Consider the following 13338-nt stretch of genomic DNA (forward strand, 5'->3'; position numbering starts at 1 on the left):
TTCCTCCAGCGAGCTTCAGCATGCCTGCCCTGTCACGTTTTGCGCGCGCCTGCGCACTCTGTCTGCCCTGCCTGTTCCTGCCGCCCGCGCTGGCGCAAACAGCGCCTCCGCAAGTCGATGAAAGCGCCTTGCGCGCCCATCTGGCGCTGTTGTCTTCTGATTTATTTGAGGGGCGCGGCACTGGCCAGCGCGGCGGCGATTTGACCGTAGCCTATCTGGAAACCCAAGCGCGCGTACTCGGTCTGCGCCCTGCGGCGGGCGAGAGTTATCGGCAAGCGGTGAAACTCGTGGGCATTCAAGCGCAAAGCGATGGCTTGCGCGCCGTCGCGCAGGGCAAGGAATTGCGCTGGCAGGATGGGCGCGATTGGCTGCCCGGCAGCGATCTGGACAGCAGCAGCGTGTTTGATCACCCCTTGCTGTTTGTCGGCTATGGCATTCATGCGCCGCAAGAAAACTGGGATGATTACAAGGATGTGGATTGCAAGGGCAAGATTCTGTTGATGCTGTCCGGCGAGCCGCAACCGACGGCCCAGGCCCCGCAACGCTTCGCCGGCGCCGCACTGAGTTATTTTGGCCGCCGCAGCTACAAGGCGGAAGAAGCACTGCGGCGCGGCGCGGCTGGCGTGATCTTTATTCATACCGAAGCCAATGCATTGACTTCCTGGAGCGTGCTGGCGAATGGCCAGGGCGAGCATTTCAAGCTGGACGACGGCAAACCCGGTCTGGCCCTGCAAGCCTGGCTGAGCGAAGCGGCCAGCGCCGAATTACTGCAAGCCGCCGGCTTGGATCTGAAAACCTTGCACAGCGAAGCCGAGAGCGGCAAGCTGCAAGCGCGCGCTCTGGCGCTGCGCCTGCAAGGGCGGCTGCAAGTCAAAGCGCGCCGTCTGGAACAATACAATATCGCTGCCCTGATTCCCGGCACGGATCCGCAACTCAAGCATGAATGGGTGATTTACAGCGCACATTGGGATCATTTGGGACGTAAAGAAGGCAGCCAGGGCGATCTGATTTTCAATGGCGCGGTGGACAATGCATCCGGTACGGCGTCGCTGCTGGCGATGGCGCAAGCCGCCGTGCGCCATCCGGGCAAGCGCAGCCAACTCTTTTTATGGGTGGCGGCGGAAGAACAGGGTTTGCTGGGCAGCGCCTGGTATGCTGCGCACCCGCTCACGCCGCTGGGCAAAACCGCCGCCAATTTAAACCTGGACACCATGAATTTTGTTGGCCGCACGCGCGACATCAGCGTGTTTGGCAGCGAACGCAGCGATTTGCATGGCTACGCCGCACAGGTGGCGCGCAGCATGGGATTGGAATTGGCGCCGCCGCGCGTGGACACGCATGGGGTGTATTTCCGCAGCGATCATTTCAGCTTCGCCAAAGCCGGCGTGCCGGCATTCTCAGTCGGCAGCGGCAGCCAATATCTGCAGGCGGATGGCGGTCTCAAGCGCAAAGGCTATGGCGCGCGCTATCACCAGGCCAGCGATGAATATGATCCGGCCTGGGATTTGTCCGGCATGCGCGAACAGGCGCAATTCACCCTCAATCTGGGACGCGCCCTGGCCGATGCGCCAGCGCTGCCGCAGTGGAAGCCGGGCGATCCATTCGCCAAAGCGCGCTGAAGCTGCGCGTTGCTGTCTGCCGGTGCTTGAATCCGCGCCGCAGGCGTCGCGCATCAGCTATCCGGCGCGCCTCACCAGCTGCAAACCGGGACGCATTCTGTTGATACGGAATGCGTCCCTTTTTCTTTCCTGAGTGAGGAGTTGAGATGCCAAGCTTGAGCTGAGGCTTGGCGCAGGCAGCGCGTATGCCGGTTGTTACGCCGATTTTTGTGAATGCGTACAATCGCGCTGCAGTTGCGGCGCCGGGAATGGCAATGCCTGCCGCCAGCTGGAAAACGGTTCTTGCGATCGCTTTCAGACTTTGTACGGCCGGGACGCTATGTGCGGCCTGCATCCGCCATACGTCAATGCGCCGCCCCGGGCCAGACTTATGGCTGCAAAATAAAGTCGCGGATCACTTGCAATGCGGCCGGCGCATCATCGCGCCAGACGCCATGCCCGCAATGATCCATCTGCACATAAGTGACAGGGGCATGCACCAGCGCATCCGCTAAACGGCGCGTTAATTCCCAGGGAATAATCGGGTCTTGCGTCCCGGCCAGCACCAAAGTGGGACAAGTGATCTTGCTCAGATCAGCATGCAAATCAATCGATTGAAATTCGCCGCCCGGGCGCAGATAGTGGCGCAGCACTTCAAATTTGCGGATCACCGGACTCGGCGCCTGCGGGTCGCGCCATTGTGCGCCATACAGCGGATAACAGACCTGCATATAGCGCTCATAGTCTTCCTGCTCCATGCGCCCCCACATCGCGCGCGCCGCTGCGCCGGCGTCTGCCCCGCCGCGTTCGGCAAAACGCTGTACGCACAAATCAATGTCCCATTTGGCGCAAATTGAGGAGATGATCAGCTTGGCCGCATGGCCCGGGTGACGGATGCCATACGCTTGCGCCACATGGCCGCCGAAGGATTGTCCCAGCACCACCGGCTTAACGATGCCCAGCACATCGCAAAACGCGCGCACATCGTCGGCCCATTGCGCCAGATTCCAGTCTGCCGGATTGTCGCCTTGCGAGCGGCCATTGCCGCGATGATCCAGCCACACCAATTGAAAATGCTCGGCCAGCGGCAATAATTCCTGCTTCACGCCCATATGGTCAAACCCCGGCCCGCCGTGCAGCAGTAAGAGCGTGGGAACTTCGCGCGCCACGCCATCCACGGCGCGCACCTTAGGCCCGGTCACATCAAAAAACAGGCGGTTATGGTTGACTTCAACAAACATGACAAGACTCCAACTGATGGCAAAAGCCAAGCATAAACCATCACCCTGCATCACGCCAGTTGGCGCCATGCAGGCTGCACAATGGGACACAAAGGAAATTTGTGCGGCGCAACATAAATTCGCAGCGGAATTTCCATGAATTATTTTTGTTATGCAGAAAGTTGCTTTTGGGACTGGTACTGTCGCCAGTTTTCGCTATACTGGATTGCATCAACCTTTGTTTTCCACGGAGGATGTATGCCAAGGCGCGCCAGACTGAAATTTGCAGGAGTGACAGTTCACCTGATCCAGCGAGCATTGCCGAATGAGGCGTGCTTTTTCTCCGATGCGGATTATAAATTCTACATAGAAAGCCTGACCGAACTGGCCAGCCGTTTTCAATGTGCAATTCACGCATATGCTTTACTTCCCAATGAGGTGCACATCCTCGCCACGCCAAAAGACGCCGATGGCGTTTCCTGGCTGATGAAGCACCTGTCACAACGCTATGTGCAATATGTGAATCAACATCATGAGCGCAGCGGCAGTCTGTGGGAGGGACGCTTCCGCTCTTCCCTGCTGCAAGGGGCGGAATATGTGCTGTCCTGTTACCGCTATATCGAACAGGCGCCGGTGCGCGCCGGGCTGTGCAATCATGCCCGGCTCTACCCTTGGAGCAGTTATCGCGCCAATGCCGAGGGCAAGAGCAATGCCCTGCTGACCCCGCATAAGCTGTATCAAAAACTGGCGGGCGACGCCGGCGAGCGCAGTCTGGCTTACCGCGCCATGTGCAAAACCCCGCTGCCGGAAACCATGGAAAATATTTTGCGCCGCGCCTGCAATGGCGCGCATGTGCTGGGCAACGCCAAGTTCATCGCGCAAATCGAAGCCGAGGTGGGTTACAAGGTGACGCGCGGCCGCGCTGGCCGCCCCGCTGCTCACTGAGCTGCACAAAAAACAGGCGCCGTTTTCACACGGCGCCTGTTTTTTCTCGTTCGTTCAGCGCGCAGACGCGCTGCGCGCGCCTGCCTTACGCCACATTCACTTCAATCCAAAACCACTCATTGCGCGCGCCCTTCTGTGGTTGCACCCGGCCATCGCATGCGCGGGCGCGGCATGCCAGGCGGTGCTGGCCCGGCGCCGCGCGCCAGTCAATCGCAAAACGCTGCCATGCATATTCTTGCTTGGCTTGCAGTTGCGCAGGCGCCCAGCTGACGCCGCCATCCACACTGACTTCCACCAGATCCACCCCACCGCTGGCCCAGGCCCAGCCCTGCAAGCTGTGCACCCCGGAGGAAAGGGACATGCCAGTCTGATGCGATACAAAGACAGCATGCGGCGCAATTTGCCAAACCGGGCGCATTTGTCCATTCACTTCTTCGTTATACAGAACGGCGCTGAAATAACCCGTGGCGCGTTTGTCAGCCAGATGCAGATTGGTCAACCACTTGGTGGAATTGGTGCCATAGCATTCCGGCACTACCAGACGCACCGGCGCACCACGTTCAGGCGTCAATTCCTCGCCATTGATATGGGTCGCCAATATTGGTTGATGATGTTGCAGCAATTCAAGTGACAGATCTTTTTGATAATACAAATTCTCGTTTTTGTTGAAGCTGCCCCAGTCTGCCCCCTTGGACCATAAATAGCGCGCTTCAGGCAACACTTCCGCCTTTTCCAATAAGGCCGAAAGCAAGACCCCGCGCCAGCGCACTGTGCCAACCCGGCGCACCGGATGGGTCGGATTGAGCGGGCTGCCGGCGCATTCATGCGTCGCCACCACTTCAATTTGCTCAAACGCCATCAAATCGTCATATGTCAACTCGATAGGATTGCGCACCAGTCCATCCACACGCATGCGCCATTTTTCGCGCGAGACGCTGAACACACCCATATGAACCACCGTGAACATGGACGCGGTAGGCGTGATAAAACTGTCCAGTTCTGCCAGTGAAGGTTGAAACAATTCAAAACCGGCATGCTCGACACGCCAGCCTTCATGTTCCTCATCGTTTGATTGTTGTTCCATTACCTTACCTCCAGCGCAGAAAGTCCACACCACAATCAGGGCGATTCATACAGGCAAAGCAAGATTGCGAATCAATCAAGATTCAAAAAATATTTCCCAACGGCATTTTTTATTATGCTACACCTGATTTTGCCGCCTTGCATGGTTTTTATCAGGAATTGCGGTTTACCGGCAGACGCGGGCAAAGGGACAGGCCCTTTGCGCCACAAAAGACGCTTCAGCCGAAGTGGCCGTGCAATTTGAAGTTTTCGGTGGCCTGCACCAGCTGTTTGCAAATCCCGCTTTCCATCGCTGCGTGACCGGCATCCGGCACAAATTCAAGTCGCGAACCGGGCCAGGCTTGATGCAAACGCCACGCCGCTTTCGGGGTGCAAATCACATCGTAGCGGCCATGCACAATAAAACAGGGCAAATGGCGCACTTGTTTGACTTCATTGAGCAATTGATTATCAGCAAAGAAACCGCGCTCCACCATGTAGTGCGCTTCCAAGCGTCCGACGCCGATGCACAATTCGTCATCGCTGTCTTCCTCCGCGCGCGGCAGCATATACACACGCAAGTCTTCGTAACGGGTCCAGGCGCGCGCATATGGTAAAAAATCCTGCGGCTCACCTTGCAGAATGCGGCGCGCATAGGCCTGCAGCAAATTGCCGCGCTCTTGCGGCGGAATCATGGCGGCGAATTCGGCATGCACGTCAGGATGAAATTCGCTGGCGCCATCGATAAACCAATCGATTTCGTCTTGTGTGCACAGGAAAATGCCGCGCAAGACAAAACCCAGACATTGTTGCGGGTGCGCCTCGCCATACGCCAGGGCCAGGGTGGAACCCCAGGAACCACCGAACACCAGCCACTTTTCAATGCCCAGCATGGCGCGCAAACGTTCAATATCGTCAATCAGCAATTGGGTGGTGTTGTTGCGGATCTCGCCCAGCGGGGTGGAGCGCCCCGCACCGCGCTGATCAAACAGAACAATGCGGTAATGCGCAGGATCAAAAAAGCGCCGGTGCGCCGGCGAACACCCGGCGCCGGGGCCGCCATGTAAAAACAAAACCGGCTGACCTTGCGGATTGCCGCATTCTTCCCAGTAAATTGTATGAATCTCATCCACCGGCAACATGCCATGGCGATATGGCTCAAGCGGCGGAAACAAGGTGGTTTGCGGCATATCGCTCTCCTTTATGCGGCAGCTTGCGTGCTGCGCTTGACGAAAAACAGGCCGGCGCCCAGCCCGATCAATAATGAGCCGAAAATCCGGTTTTGGATGCGCATGGCGCGCGCATTGCGCATCACGCCCTGCAATGAAGCCGCCAGCGCGGCATAGCCGTGCATCACCACCAGATCAATGCTGACCATGGTTACGCCCAGAATCGCCAGCTGCGGCGCAACCGGCGCATGCTGGTCAATGAATTGCGGCAACACCGCCACCATGAACAAAATCCCTTTCGGGTTGGTGGCGTTGGTGAAAAATCCGATCAGGAAGCGGCGCTTGAAGTCCGGGGCCGGGCCCAGCTCCACCCGCGCCGGATTGCTGCTGTCTGTCGCCACTTTGGCGCGCCATTGCATCACGCCAAGGAAGATCAAATACAGCGCGCCTGTCACTTTGACTGCAAAAAAGGCGGTCTCGGAAGCCAGCAGCAAGGAGCCGACGCCAGCGCCGGCGATTAACAGCACCAGCAATAAGCCGGCTTGCAAGCCGAGAATCGTGCCGCTGGCTTTACGCACGCCGTAGGACAGGCCATGCGACATCGACAGCACCGCCCCTGAGCCGGGGGACACGGCAATCAAGCAGGCGGCGACAAAAAACGTTAACCAGAGCGAGAAACTCATGCGGCCTCCTCAGAGCGGCTGAAAAACGCCCGCGCTGCGGTTTTTTTGCACATTGTCCCAGGGGAAAACCTGGCCGTTCATGGCCACATACACGCCATGCGGCAGGGTTTGCGCCACGCCCACCGCACAGCCCAGATTGAACAGGGCGTCCGAGTTCGCCACTTCATATGGAATCATGGCCCCGGTCAGGACGATGGCTGCCGGCAAATTTGCCGCTCCCAGCACAGCAGCGGTTTCGCGCATGGTGTCGGTGCCGTGAATAATCACGATCGCCGGCTCAGTCGCGGCGCGGCAGGCGTCGAGCACGCGCTGGCGGTCTGCTTCGGTCATATCCAGCGAATCCAGCAGCGGCAGCACATGCAAAGTATGCGGCAGGGTCAGGCGGCAGCGCTTGAGCACCGCCGGCAGATAACTTTCCGCAAAATCCAGCTTGCCGCGGATTTCATCATAATGTTTATCGAAGGTTCCGCCGGTGGCGATCACACGCAAACTCATGGCCCTCTCTCCTCTGATTAGTGCGAATATTGCCTGCCCCGCCAGCACCGGGCGGCGGGTGAAAACGGTACACTATACTATTTTTAAAACGGATACGGTTCGGCATGAAGGCGATTGCTCCAGGCACAGTCATTTTCCACCGCCATCGCGGGTATGGCGTGATTACGGCTGTCAATTTGCTGACCGGCTGGATTTCAGCGCGCTTTGGCAGTGAGCGCCGCACCCTGGATTTGCATCTGGGTTGCGCTCAGGTCAGCCATGCATGCGGCGAGGCGATCCGCTTTCCGCAGAATGCGCCTCACCGCATGCCGCAAGCGCGTTTGATGGAAATGGTGTGCGCCTTGCACGCTGCCGGCTATCAACGCCTGTATCTGTATAACTGGCCGCAAGCATCCGGCCTGCATTGGCGCTGGCATTTATTCGCCGGGCCGCGCAACTGGATGCAACGCCCGCTGCGCCCCGGCTGGTATGGCGCCGGTTCTGATTACAATATGAATCCGGTGCTGGGCTGGGGCGATCAACCCGGCGCCAGCGCAACTGAGTTGGCGCAAGCGCTGGCCGCATTTGACCCTGATGGTTTGAGCCAGGCGCTGGGACGGGATGAAGATCACAGCCAGTGGTTTGCCGCTGCCTGCGCCAAGCTGCTGCCGGACTATGCCTTCAGTTTTGAGATGGATGGCTTTCAAAGCGGCGACGAATTGCCGCCGTTGCGCATTACCCCGGTGCGACTGGGTGTGCCGCCCTACAGCGGCGCGACTATCGGCTGGCCGCCCGGTTGGGCGCGCCTGTGGCCGCACAAACGCGCCCACCTCATGCCCGCCCCCAAATTTGCGCTCGAAACAGGCTGAACAGATTAAGCGCAATTGCGCGCCTTACCCGCAATGAAGTCCAGCACATTTTGAAATGCCGCGCTGAAATAGCGCTCATAACTTTCCCGCTCAACATAACCCAGATGCGGCGTGGCCAGCACATTCTCCAACTGCAGCAAGGGTTCATCCGCTGCCGGCGGCTCCCGTTCAAACACATCCAGCGCGGCATACCCTGGCCGGCCCGCGCGCAAGGCCGCCAGCAATGCGCCCGGCGCAATCAATTCTGCGCGACTGGTGTTGACCAATAAGGCATCGCTTTTCATCAAGGCCAAATCTTCCGCTTGCACAATGCCGCGCGTCGCATCAAGCAGGCGTAAATGCAGGCTTAACACATCGCTTTCGGCAAAAAACTGCTGGCGCGAAGCCGCTGCTTCCCAACCGGCTTGCTGCGCGGCGGCGCGGCTGGCTTCACTGCCCCAAACCAGAATCCGCATGCCGAACGCCGCGCCATAGCCCGCCAGCAAACGGCCAATTTTGCCAAAACCCCAAATCCCCAGGGTTTGCCCGTATAGCACCCGGCCCAGGGTGTTGTGCTGCGCTTGCAGCGAGCTGGTCTGCCAGGCGCCCTGGCGCAGCAGGCTTGCATACGGCAGCAATTTGCGCCGCGCCGCCAGGATCAAGGCAAACGCCAATTCAGCCGGCGCACGCGGGTCACCGCCACCTTCAGTTACACAGATGCCTAACTCTTTCGCGGCCTCAAGGTCAATGTGGTTTGCTAACCTTCCAGTTTGCGAAATCAGCTTCAAATTCGGCAATTTTTGCAGCAGGGCGCGACTGATGCGGGTGCGTTCGCGAATCAGCACAAGCGCCTCAAACGGGGCCAGACGCACCGCCAGTTGCCCCACCCCGCTTGCGCTGTGGTGAAAAACCTTGACCTCGTGGCCGTCCAGTAAATTGAAGCACGTCAATTTGCGCACAGCATCCTGATAGTCATCAAGAATCGCAATTTTCATAAAAATATCCGATGTTAAAGCAAAATTCGTAGTGAAATAACAGAAATTACCATTTTCAAAATAGCTTACTATATTACTCAGGATTAATTATGGTTAATTTTGTTATTCCATTGAGAACAGTTTTTGAGCAGTGTACAATCCTTCCCTCACGGGTTTGTCATGATATCGCCGCCAGCAACCGGCTGGCAGATGATGGTAGCGATGCCGCGTACCACGCGCCGCACAAATCTGGCAGAAAACGCAACAGGAATACACTAAACTGAAGTTGACCGGTCTGCAACAATTAGTTGCAAACCTGGACGGCAAGCATGCAACAAAACAATAAAAACCGCAATGCATGCCGCCCGAACCTGCGCACCTGGGCCATGAATCATCTGGCGCATGGTAGTCGGCAAGAATTTTTTATTGTTTGGAGGCAGATATGAATCAACCTGTGCTGGCGGGCGTTGCCGCATTGAATGTACCCGACTATGTGAAGCATCAAAAGCTGATCAGTTGGGTCAATGAATTTGCGGCGTTGACCAAGCCCGAGCGCATCTACTGGTGCGATGGCTCGAAAGAGGAATATGACCGTTTATGCAATGAAATGGTGGCCAGCGGCACGCTCAAGCGCTTGAATCCGGCCAAGCGCCCGAATTCCTTCCTGGCCTGCTCTGACCCGAGCGACGTAGCGCGCGTGGAAGACCGCACCTTCATCTGCTCGCAAAACAAAGATGACGCCGGCCCCACCAATAACTGGATGCCGCCGTCGGAAATGCGCAGCCGTCTGGCTTCGCTGTTCGATGGCTGCATGCGCGGCCGCACTTTGTATGTGATTCCTTTCTCCATGGGCCCGCTCGGCTCGCCCATCGCCCAGATCGGCATCGAACTCACCGATTCTCCCTATGTGGTGGTCAGCATGCGCACCATGACGCGCATGGGCCGCGCTGTCTATGACGTGCTGGGCGCAGATGGCGATTTCGTGCCCTGCCATCACACTGTCGGCGCGCCGCTGGAGCCGGGTCAACAGGATGTGTCCTGGCCCTGCTCGCCGACCAAATACATTGTGCACTATCCGGAAACCCACGAAATCTGGTCGTTCGGCTCCGGTTACGGCGGCAATGCCTTGCTGGGCAAAAAATGTCTGGCGCTGCGCATCGCTTCCGTGATGGGGCGTCAAGCCGAACAGCAGGATGGCATGGGCTGGCTGGCTGAGCATATGCTGATTCTGGGTGTGGAATCGCCTGCCGGCGACAAGCACTATGTGGCGGCGGCTTTCCCGTCTGCTTGCGGCAAGACCAATTTCGCCATGCTGATTCCGCCGGCCAGCTTCAACGGCTGGAAAGTGACCACGATCGGCGACGATATCGCCTGGATCAAGCCGGGCAAAGATGGCCGTCTGTATGCGATCAATCCGGAAGCCGGTTATTTTGGCGTGGCCCCGGGCACCAATGAAAAAACCAATTACAACTGCATGGCTTCGATGCGTGAAAACACGATTTTCACCAATGTCGCGCTGACCGACGACGGCGATGTGTGGTGGGAAGGCTTGAGCAAAGAAGCGCCGGCGCATCTGATCGACTGGCAGGGCAAAGACTGGACGCCGGAAATCGCTGCCGCCACGGGCGCTAAAGCCGCGCATCCGAACGCGCGTTTCACTGTGCCTGCGATTCAAAACCCGGTGCTGGATCCGGCCTGGGATGATCCGCAAGGCGTGCCGATTTCCGCCTTTATCTTCGGCGGCCGCCGTTCCAATACGGTGCCGCTGGTGACGGAAGCGCGCAACTGGGCCGAAGGCGTGTATATGGCCGCCACCATGGGCTCGGAAACCACCGCCGCCGCTGCCGGTCAGATGGGCATTGTGCGGCGCGATCCTTTCGCCATGCTGCCTTTCATCGGCTACAACATGAGCGATTACTTCCAGCATTGGCTGAACCTGGGCGCGAAACTGGCCGAACAGCAAGGCGCGCAATTGCCGAAGATTTTCTGCGTCAACTGGTTCCGCACCGATGCTGAAGGCAAATTCATTTGGCCGGGCTTTGGCGACAATATGCGCGTGCTGAAATGGATGCTGGACCGGGTCGAAGGCCGTGCCGGCGGCGAGGAAAATGTATTCGGCACTACGCCGAAGTACAGCGATTTGAACTGGGAAGGCATCGATTTTGATGAAACCCTTTTTGACGCCATCACCGCCATTGATAAAAACGCCTGGCGCGCTGAAATCAAGTTGCATACGGATTTGTTTGACCGCTTGAACCAGGGTCTGCCGTGGCAACTGATTGAAATCAAGGCGGATCTCAATAAGCGCTTAAGCGCAGCCTGATAAGCAATGCCCCGGCACACGCCGGGGTAACCTTGATAGCGGAGCAGGACGCATGCGTTCTGCCCCGCGCACAAGAAATTGACCATGAACCCGCCAGTCTGGCTGATCTATCCTGCAATTCTGCTGTTTTTCATCCTCATTTTTGCGCGCGAAGTGCTTGCGCCGGCTTCCCGTAATCATTGTGATAAACGCTGGCTGATTCTGGCCGGCAGTCTGAATTTGCTGCAAGCCGGCAGCGCTTTGCTGGTGGGTTGGTTATTCCGTGAAAAACTGCCGCATTGGGCCTGGTTTCATTTACCGGAGCAGATTCCGGCGCCGCTCGCCGGCTTGCTGGCGTTTCTGATCACCAGCTTTCTGTTTTATTGGTGGCATCGCGCTTTGCATCAGTCTGACTTTTTATGGCGCACGGTGCATCAATTACACCACAGCCCGCAAAGACTGGAAGCGTTGAGCGCGTTTTATGCGCATCCCCTGGATTCCGCCGGAGCCACTTTATTGAGCTGTTTCTCCGCGTATATTGTGTTGGGCAGCGGGGTCGAATGCGCCGCCTGGGCCACCTTGTATTCCGGCTTGTTCAATCTGTATGTGCACTCTGACACGCGGTCGCCACGCTGGCTGGGCTGGATTATTCAACGCCCGGAAATGCACCGCATTCATCACCGCTTTGGGCACCACGCGCAAAACTATGGTTTGCCGTTGTGGGACTGGATGTTTGGCACGCTGGACAACCCCATCGAGGAAGGCGCATACCCGCAACTCGGCTTTCGCAGCGACCAGGCAGAACGGATTACAGAAATGTTACTTGGCAAAGACGTCAGCAGCGGCTAATCTGACGCAAACGCGGACAGCCCCTGTTTCTGGAACCCGGTCATGCCAGTATTCACTGTTTCCACCGACCCCGGCCTACTCGATTTCGGCTACATTCACCATTTTCTCGCACGCCAATCATATTGGGCGCGCGGGATCAACAGCGAGACCTTGCGCAAAGCCATGCAACACTCGCTGTGTTTTGGCGGCTATTACCAAGGCCGCCAGGTCGCGTTTGCACGCGTGGTGACGGATTACGCCACTTTCGCTTATTTGCGCGATGTGTTTGTCGATCCGGCCATGCGCCGGCGCGGCTTTGGCAAACAGTTGCTGCATGCGATTGTGCAGCATCCTGATATGCAATCCCTGACGATGCTGTTGCACACGAATGATGCGCACGGCTTTTACCGCCAATTCGGCTTTTATCAACCCGCACTGCCGCAACGTCAAATGCTGCGCAGCGCCCATAAGAATGCTATCGCCAGGATTGCCTGATGAAATTTGAACACCTGATTGAAATCAACGACTTCAACCCGCTGCGCACCGCACTCAGCCGCGCCCAATTGTGGCAAGGCTTGCTGCTGCGGATTGAACAACCTGCGCTGTTTTTGCCGCATCTGGACGCCTGCGAGATCCTGCAGCGCGAGGCAACGCGCATCACGCGCCGCCTGCGCTTTGGCGAAGCGTTGATTGAAGACGCCGTACATTTGCAGGATCAGCAGGAAATTCACATCGAAGTCGCCGCGCAAAATGATTTTCCGGCTTCACAGATGTGGATGCGGATTGAGGAGCCGCAAGCCGGACGCCTGTTTGTGCGCTTTATCTATCACGACGCCGGCCAGGCGCAGGACGCCGCCAGCCAGATGTATGATGATTTCCGCCGCTCGGCATATGTTGAGATGGATATTGAGTCAATCAGCCTGATCCGCCAATTGGCGGCGCAAGGCAAGCTGGTCTGAGATCCGATGCCGCGCCTGATTTTCACGCCACAATTGCAGCGCTTCATTGCCGCGCCCGAGGTGTTCAGCACTGCCTGCGACTTGCGCGGCGCGCTGGACGATGCATTTGCTGATAACCCTTTGCTGCGCAACTATATTTTGGATGAGCAAAACGATTTGCGTCCGAATGTGGTGATTTTTATCGATGGCCGGCGCATTCTGAGCCATAAAAACTGGAATCAAGCCATCACAGCTGAAAGCCAAATTCATATCTGGCAAGCTTTATCAGGAGGATAA

The 13338-nt window shown here is 57.6% G+C and carries 14 protein-coding genes; 8 read left to right on the forward strand and 6 right to left on the reverse strand.

Annotation, left to right across the window (positions count from 1 at the left end):
- Nucleotides 1–20: 20 nt before the first annotated feature.
- Nucleotides 21–1619 carry a M28 family peptidase gene (locus tag V8J88_RS21840; RefSeq protein ID WP_338846386.1) on the forward strand — a complete coding sequence of 533 codons (1599 nt, stop codon included), beginning with the start codon at nucleotides 21–23 and terminating at the stop codon, nucleotides 1617–1619.
- A gap of 368 nt (nucleotides 1620–1987) precedes the next feature.
- Here V8J88_RS21840 and V8J88_RS21845 read toward each other — a convergent pair whose 3' ends face one another.
- Nucleotides 1988–2839: an alpha/beta hydrolase gene (locus tag V8J88_RS21845; protein ID WP_338846387.1), complete on the reverse strand. Its 852-nt coding sequence runs from the start codon at nucleotides 2837–2839 to the stop codon at nucleotides 1988–1990.
- Nucleotides 2840–3109: 270 nt separating this feature from the next.
- On the opposite strand from V8J88_RS21845, the gene V8J88_RS21850 reads away from it, so the two are divergent.
- Entirely contained in the window at nucleotides 3110–3763 is a 654-nt protein-coding gene (locus V8J88_RS21850) for a transposase (RefSeq protein ID WP_338846388.1), read from the forward strand.
- A gap of 85 nt (nucleotides 3764–3848) precedes the next feature.
- Here V8J88_RS21850 and V8J88_RS21855 read toward each other — a convergent pair whose 3' ends face one another.
- From V8J88_RS21855 to V8J88_RS21870, 4 genes are all read right to left on the reverse strand, one after another.
- Nucleotides 3849–4847 (reverse strand): molybdopterin-dependent oxidoreductase, encoded by a 999-nt coding sequence (locus V8J88_RS21855; RefSeq protein WP_338846389.1) that lies wholly within the window; start codon nucleotides 4845–4847, stop codon nucleotides 3849–3851.
- Nucleotides 4848–5064: 217 nt separating this feature from the next.
- Nucleotides 5065–6015 (reverse strand): prolyl aminopeptidase, encoded by a 951-nt coding sequence (pip, locus tag V8J88_RS21860; RefSeq protein ID WP_338846390.1) that lies wholly within the window; start codon nucleotides 6013–6015, stop codon nucleotides 5065–5067.
- A gap of 11 nt (nucleotides 6016–6026) precedes the next feature.
- Nucleotides 6027–6677 (reverse strand): LysE family transporter, encoded by a 651-nt coding sequence (locus V8J88_RS21865; protein WP_338846391.1) that lies wholly within the window; start codon nucleotides 6675–6677, stop codon nucleotides 6027–6029.
- Between the two features lie 9 nt (nucleotides 6678–6686).
- On the reverse strand, nucleotides 6687–7172 hold the full coding sequence (locus V8J88_RS21870; RefSeq protein ID WP_338846392.1) for an asparaginase domain-containing protein: 486 nt from the start codon (nucleotides 7170–7172) through the stop codon (nucleotides 6687–6689).
- Nucleotides 7173–7276: 104 nt separating this feature from the next.
- Here V8J88_RS21870 and V8J88_RS21875 point away from each other — a divergent pair, with 104 nt between their 5' ends.
- On the forward strand, nucleotides 7277–8020 hold the full coding sequence (locus V8J88_RS21875) for an L-asparaginase (protein WP_338846393.1): 744 nt from the start codon (nucleotides 7277–7279) through the stop codon (nucleotides 8018–8020).
- A gap of 5 nt (nucleotides 8021–8025) precedes the next feature.
- On the opposite strand, the gene V8J88_RS21880 is transcribed toward V8J88_RS21875, so the two are convergent.
- Complete coding sequence (locus tag V8J88_RS21880) at nucleotides 8026–8994, reverse strand: D-2-hydroxyacid dehydrogenase family protein (RefSeq protein WP_338846394.1); 969 nt, start codon at nucleotides 8992–8994, stop codon at nucleotides 8026–8028.
- A gap of 421 nt (nucleotides 8995–9415) precedes the next feature.
- Between V8J88_RS21880 and V8J88_RS21885 the strand changes: the two genes are divergently transcribed.
- The 5 genes from V8J88_RS21885 (at nucleotide 9416) to V8J88_RS21905 (ending at nucleotide 13338) form a co-directional block, all read left to right on the forward strand.
- A complete protein-coding gene (locus tag V8J88_RS21885) occupies nucleotides 9416–11296 on the forward strand; it encodes a phosphoenolpyruvate carboxykinase (GTP) (RefSeq protein WP_338846395.1) in 1881 nt (626 codons plus the stop codon).
- A gap of 84 nt (nucleotides 11297–11380) precedes the next feature.
- Complete coding sequence (locus tag V8J88_RS21890) at nucleotides 11381–12124, forward strand: sterol desaturase family protein (RefSeq protein ID WP_338846396.1); 744 nt, start codon at nucleotides 11381–11383, stop codon at nucleotides 12122–12124.
- Nucleotides 12125–12166: 42 nt separating this feature from the next.
- Nucleotides 12167–12598 carry a GNAT family N-acetyltransferase gene (locus tag V8J88_RS21895; RefSeq protein ID WP_338846397.1) on the forward strand — a complete coding sequence of 144 codons (432 nt, stop codon included), beginning with the start codon at nucleotides 12167–12169 and terminating at the stop codon, nucleotides 12596–12598.
- On the forward strand, nucleotides 12598–13062 hold the full coding sequence (locus tag V8J88_RS21900) for an AtaL-like protein (protein ID WP_338846398.1): 465 nt from the start codon (nucleotides 12598–12600) through the stop codon (nucleotides 13060–13062). Before V8J88_RS21895 ends, V8J88_RS21900 begins: the two co-directional genes overlap by 1 nt.
- A gap of 6 nt (nucleotides 13063–13068) precedes the next feature.
- Complete coding sequence (locus V8J88_RS21905; protein ID WP_338846399.1) at nucleotides 13069–13338, forward strand: MoaD/ThiS family protein; 270 nt, start codon at nucleotides 13069–13071, stop codon at nucleotides 13336–13338.

This window comes from Massilia sp. W12, assembly GCF_037300705.1.
In the GTDB taxonomy this organism is placed as follows: Bacteria; Pseudomonadota; Gammaproteobacteria; order Burkholderiales; family Burkholderiaceae_D; genus JACPVY01.

Coding starts and splice junctions, on each gene's coding strand:
- V8J88_RS21840 (WP_338846386.1), top strand. CDS start 21: ATGCCTGCCCTGTCACGTTTTGCGCGCGCCTGCGCACTCTGTCTGCCC.
- V8J88_RS21845 (WP_338846387.1), bottom strand. CDS start 2,839: ATGTTTGTTGAAGTCAACCATAACCGCCTGTTTTTTGATGTGACCGGG.
- V8J88_RS21855 (WP_338846389.1), bottom strand. CDS start 4,847: ATGGAACAACAATCAAACGATGAGGAACATGAAGGCTGGCGTGTCGAG.
- pip (WP_338846390.1), bottom strand. CDS start 6,015: ATGCCGCAAACCACCTTGTTTCCGCCGCTTGAGCCATATCGCCATGGC.
- V8J88_RS21865 (WP_338846391.1), bottom strand. CDS start 6,677: ATGAGTTTCTCGCTCTGGTTAACGTTTTTTGTCGCCGCCTGCTTGATT.
- V8J88_RS21870 (WP_338846392.1), bottom strand. CDS start 7,172: ATGAGTTTGCGTGTGATCGCCACCGGCGGAACCTTCGATAAACATTAT.
- V8J88_RS21875 (WP_338846393.1), top strand. CDS start 7,277: ATGAAGGCGATTGCTCCAGGCACAGTCATTTTCCACCGCCATCGCGGG.
- V8J88_RS21880 (WP_338846394.1), bottom strand. CDS start 8,994: ATGAAAATTGCGATTCTTGATGACTATCAGGATGCTGTGCGCAAATTG.
- V8J88_RS21885 (WP_338846395.1), top strand. CDS start 9,416: ATGAATCAACCTGTGCTGGCGGGCGTTGCCGCATTGAATGTACCCGAC.
- V8J88_RS21890 (WP_338846396.1), top strand. CDS start 11,381: ATGAACCCGCCAGTCTGGCTGATCTATCCTGCAATTCTGCTGTTTTTC.
- V8J88_RS21895 (WP_338846397.1), top strand. CDS start 12,167: ATGCCAGTATTCACTGTTTCCACCGACCCCGGCCTACTCGATTTCGGC.
- V8J88_RS21900 (WP_338846398.1), top strand. CDS start 12,598: ATGAAATTTGAACACCTGATTGAAATCAACGACTTCAACCCGCTGCGC.
- V8J88_RS21905 (WP_338846399.1), top strand. CDS start 13,069: ATGCCGCGCCTGATTTTCACGCCACAATTGCAGCGCTTCATTGCCGCG.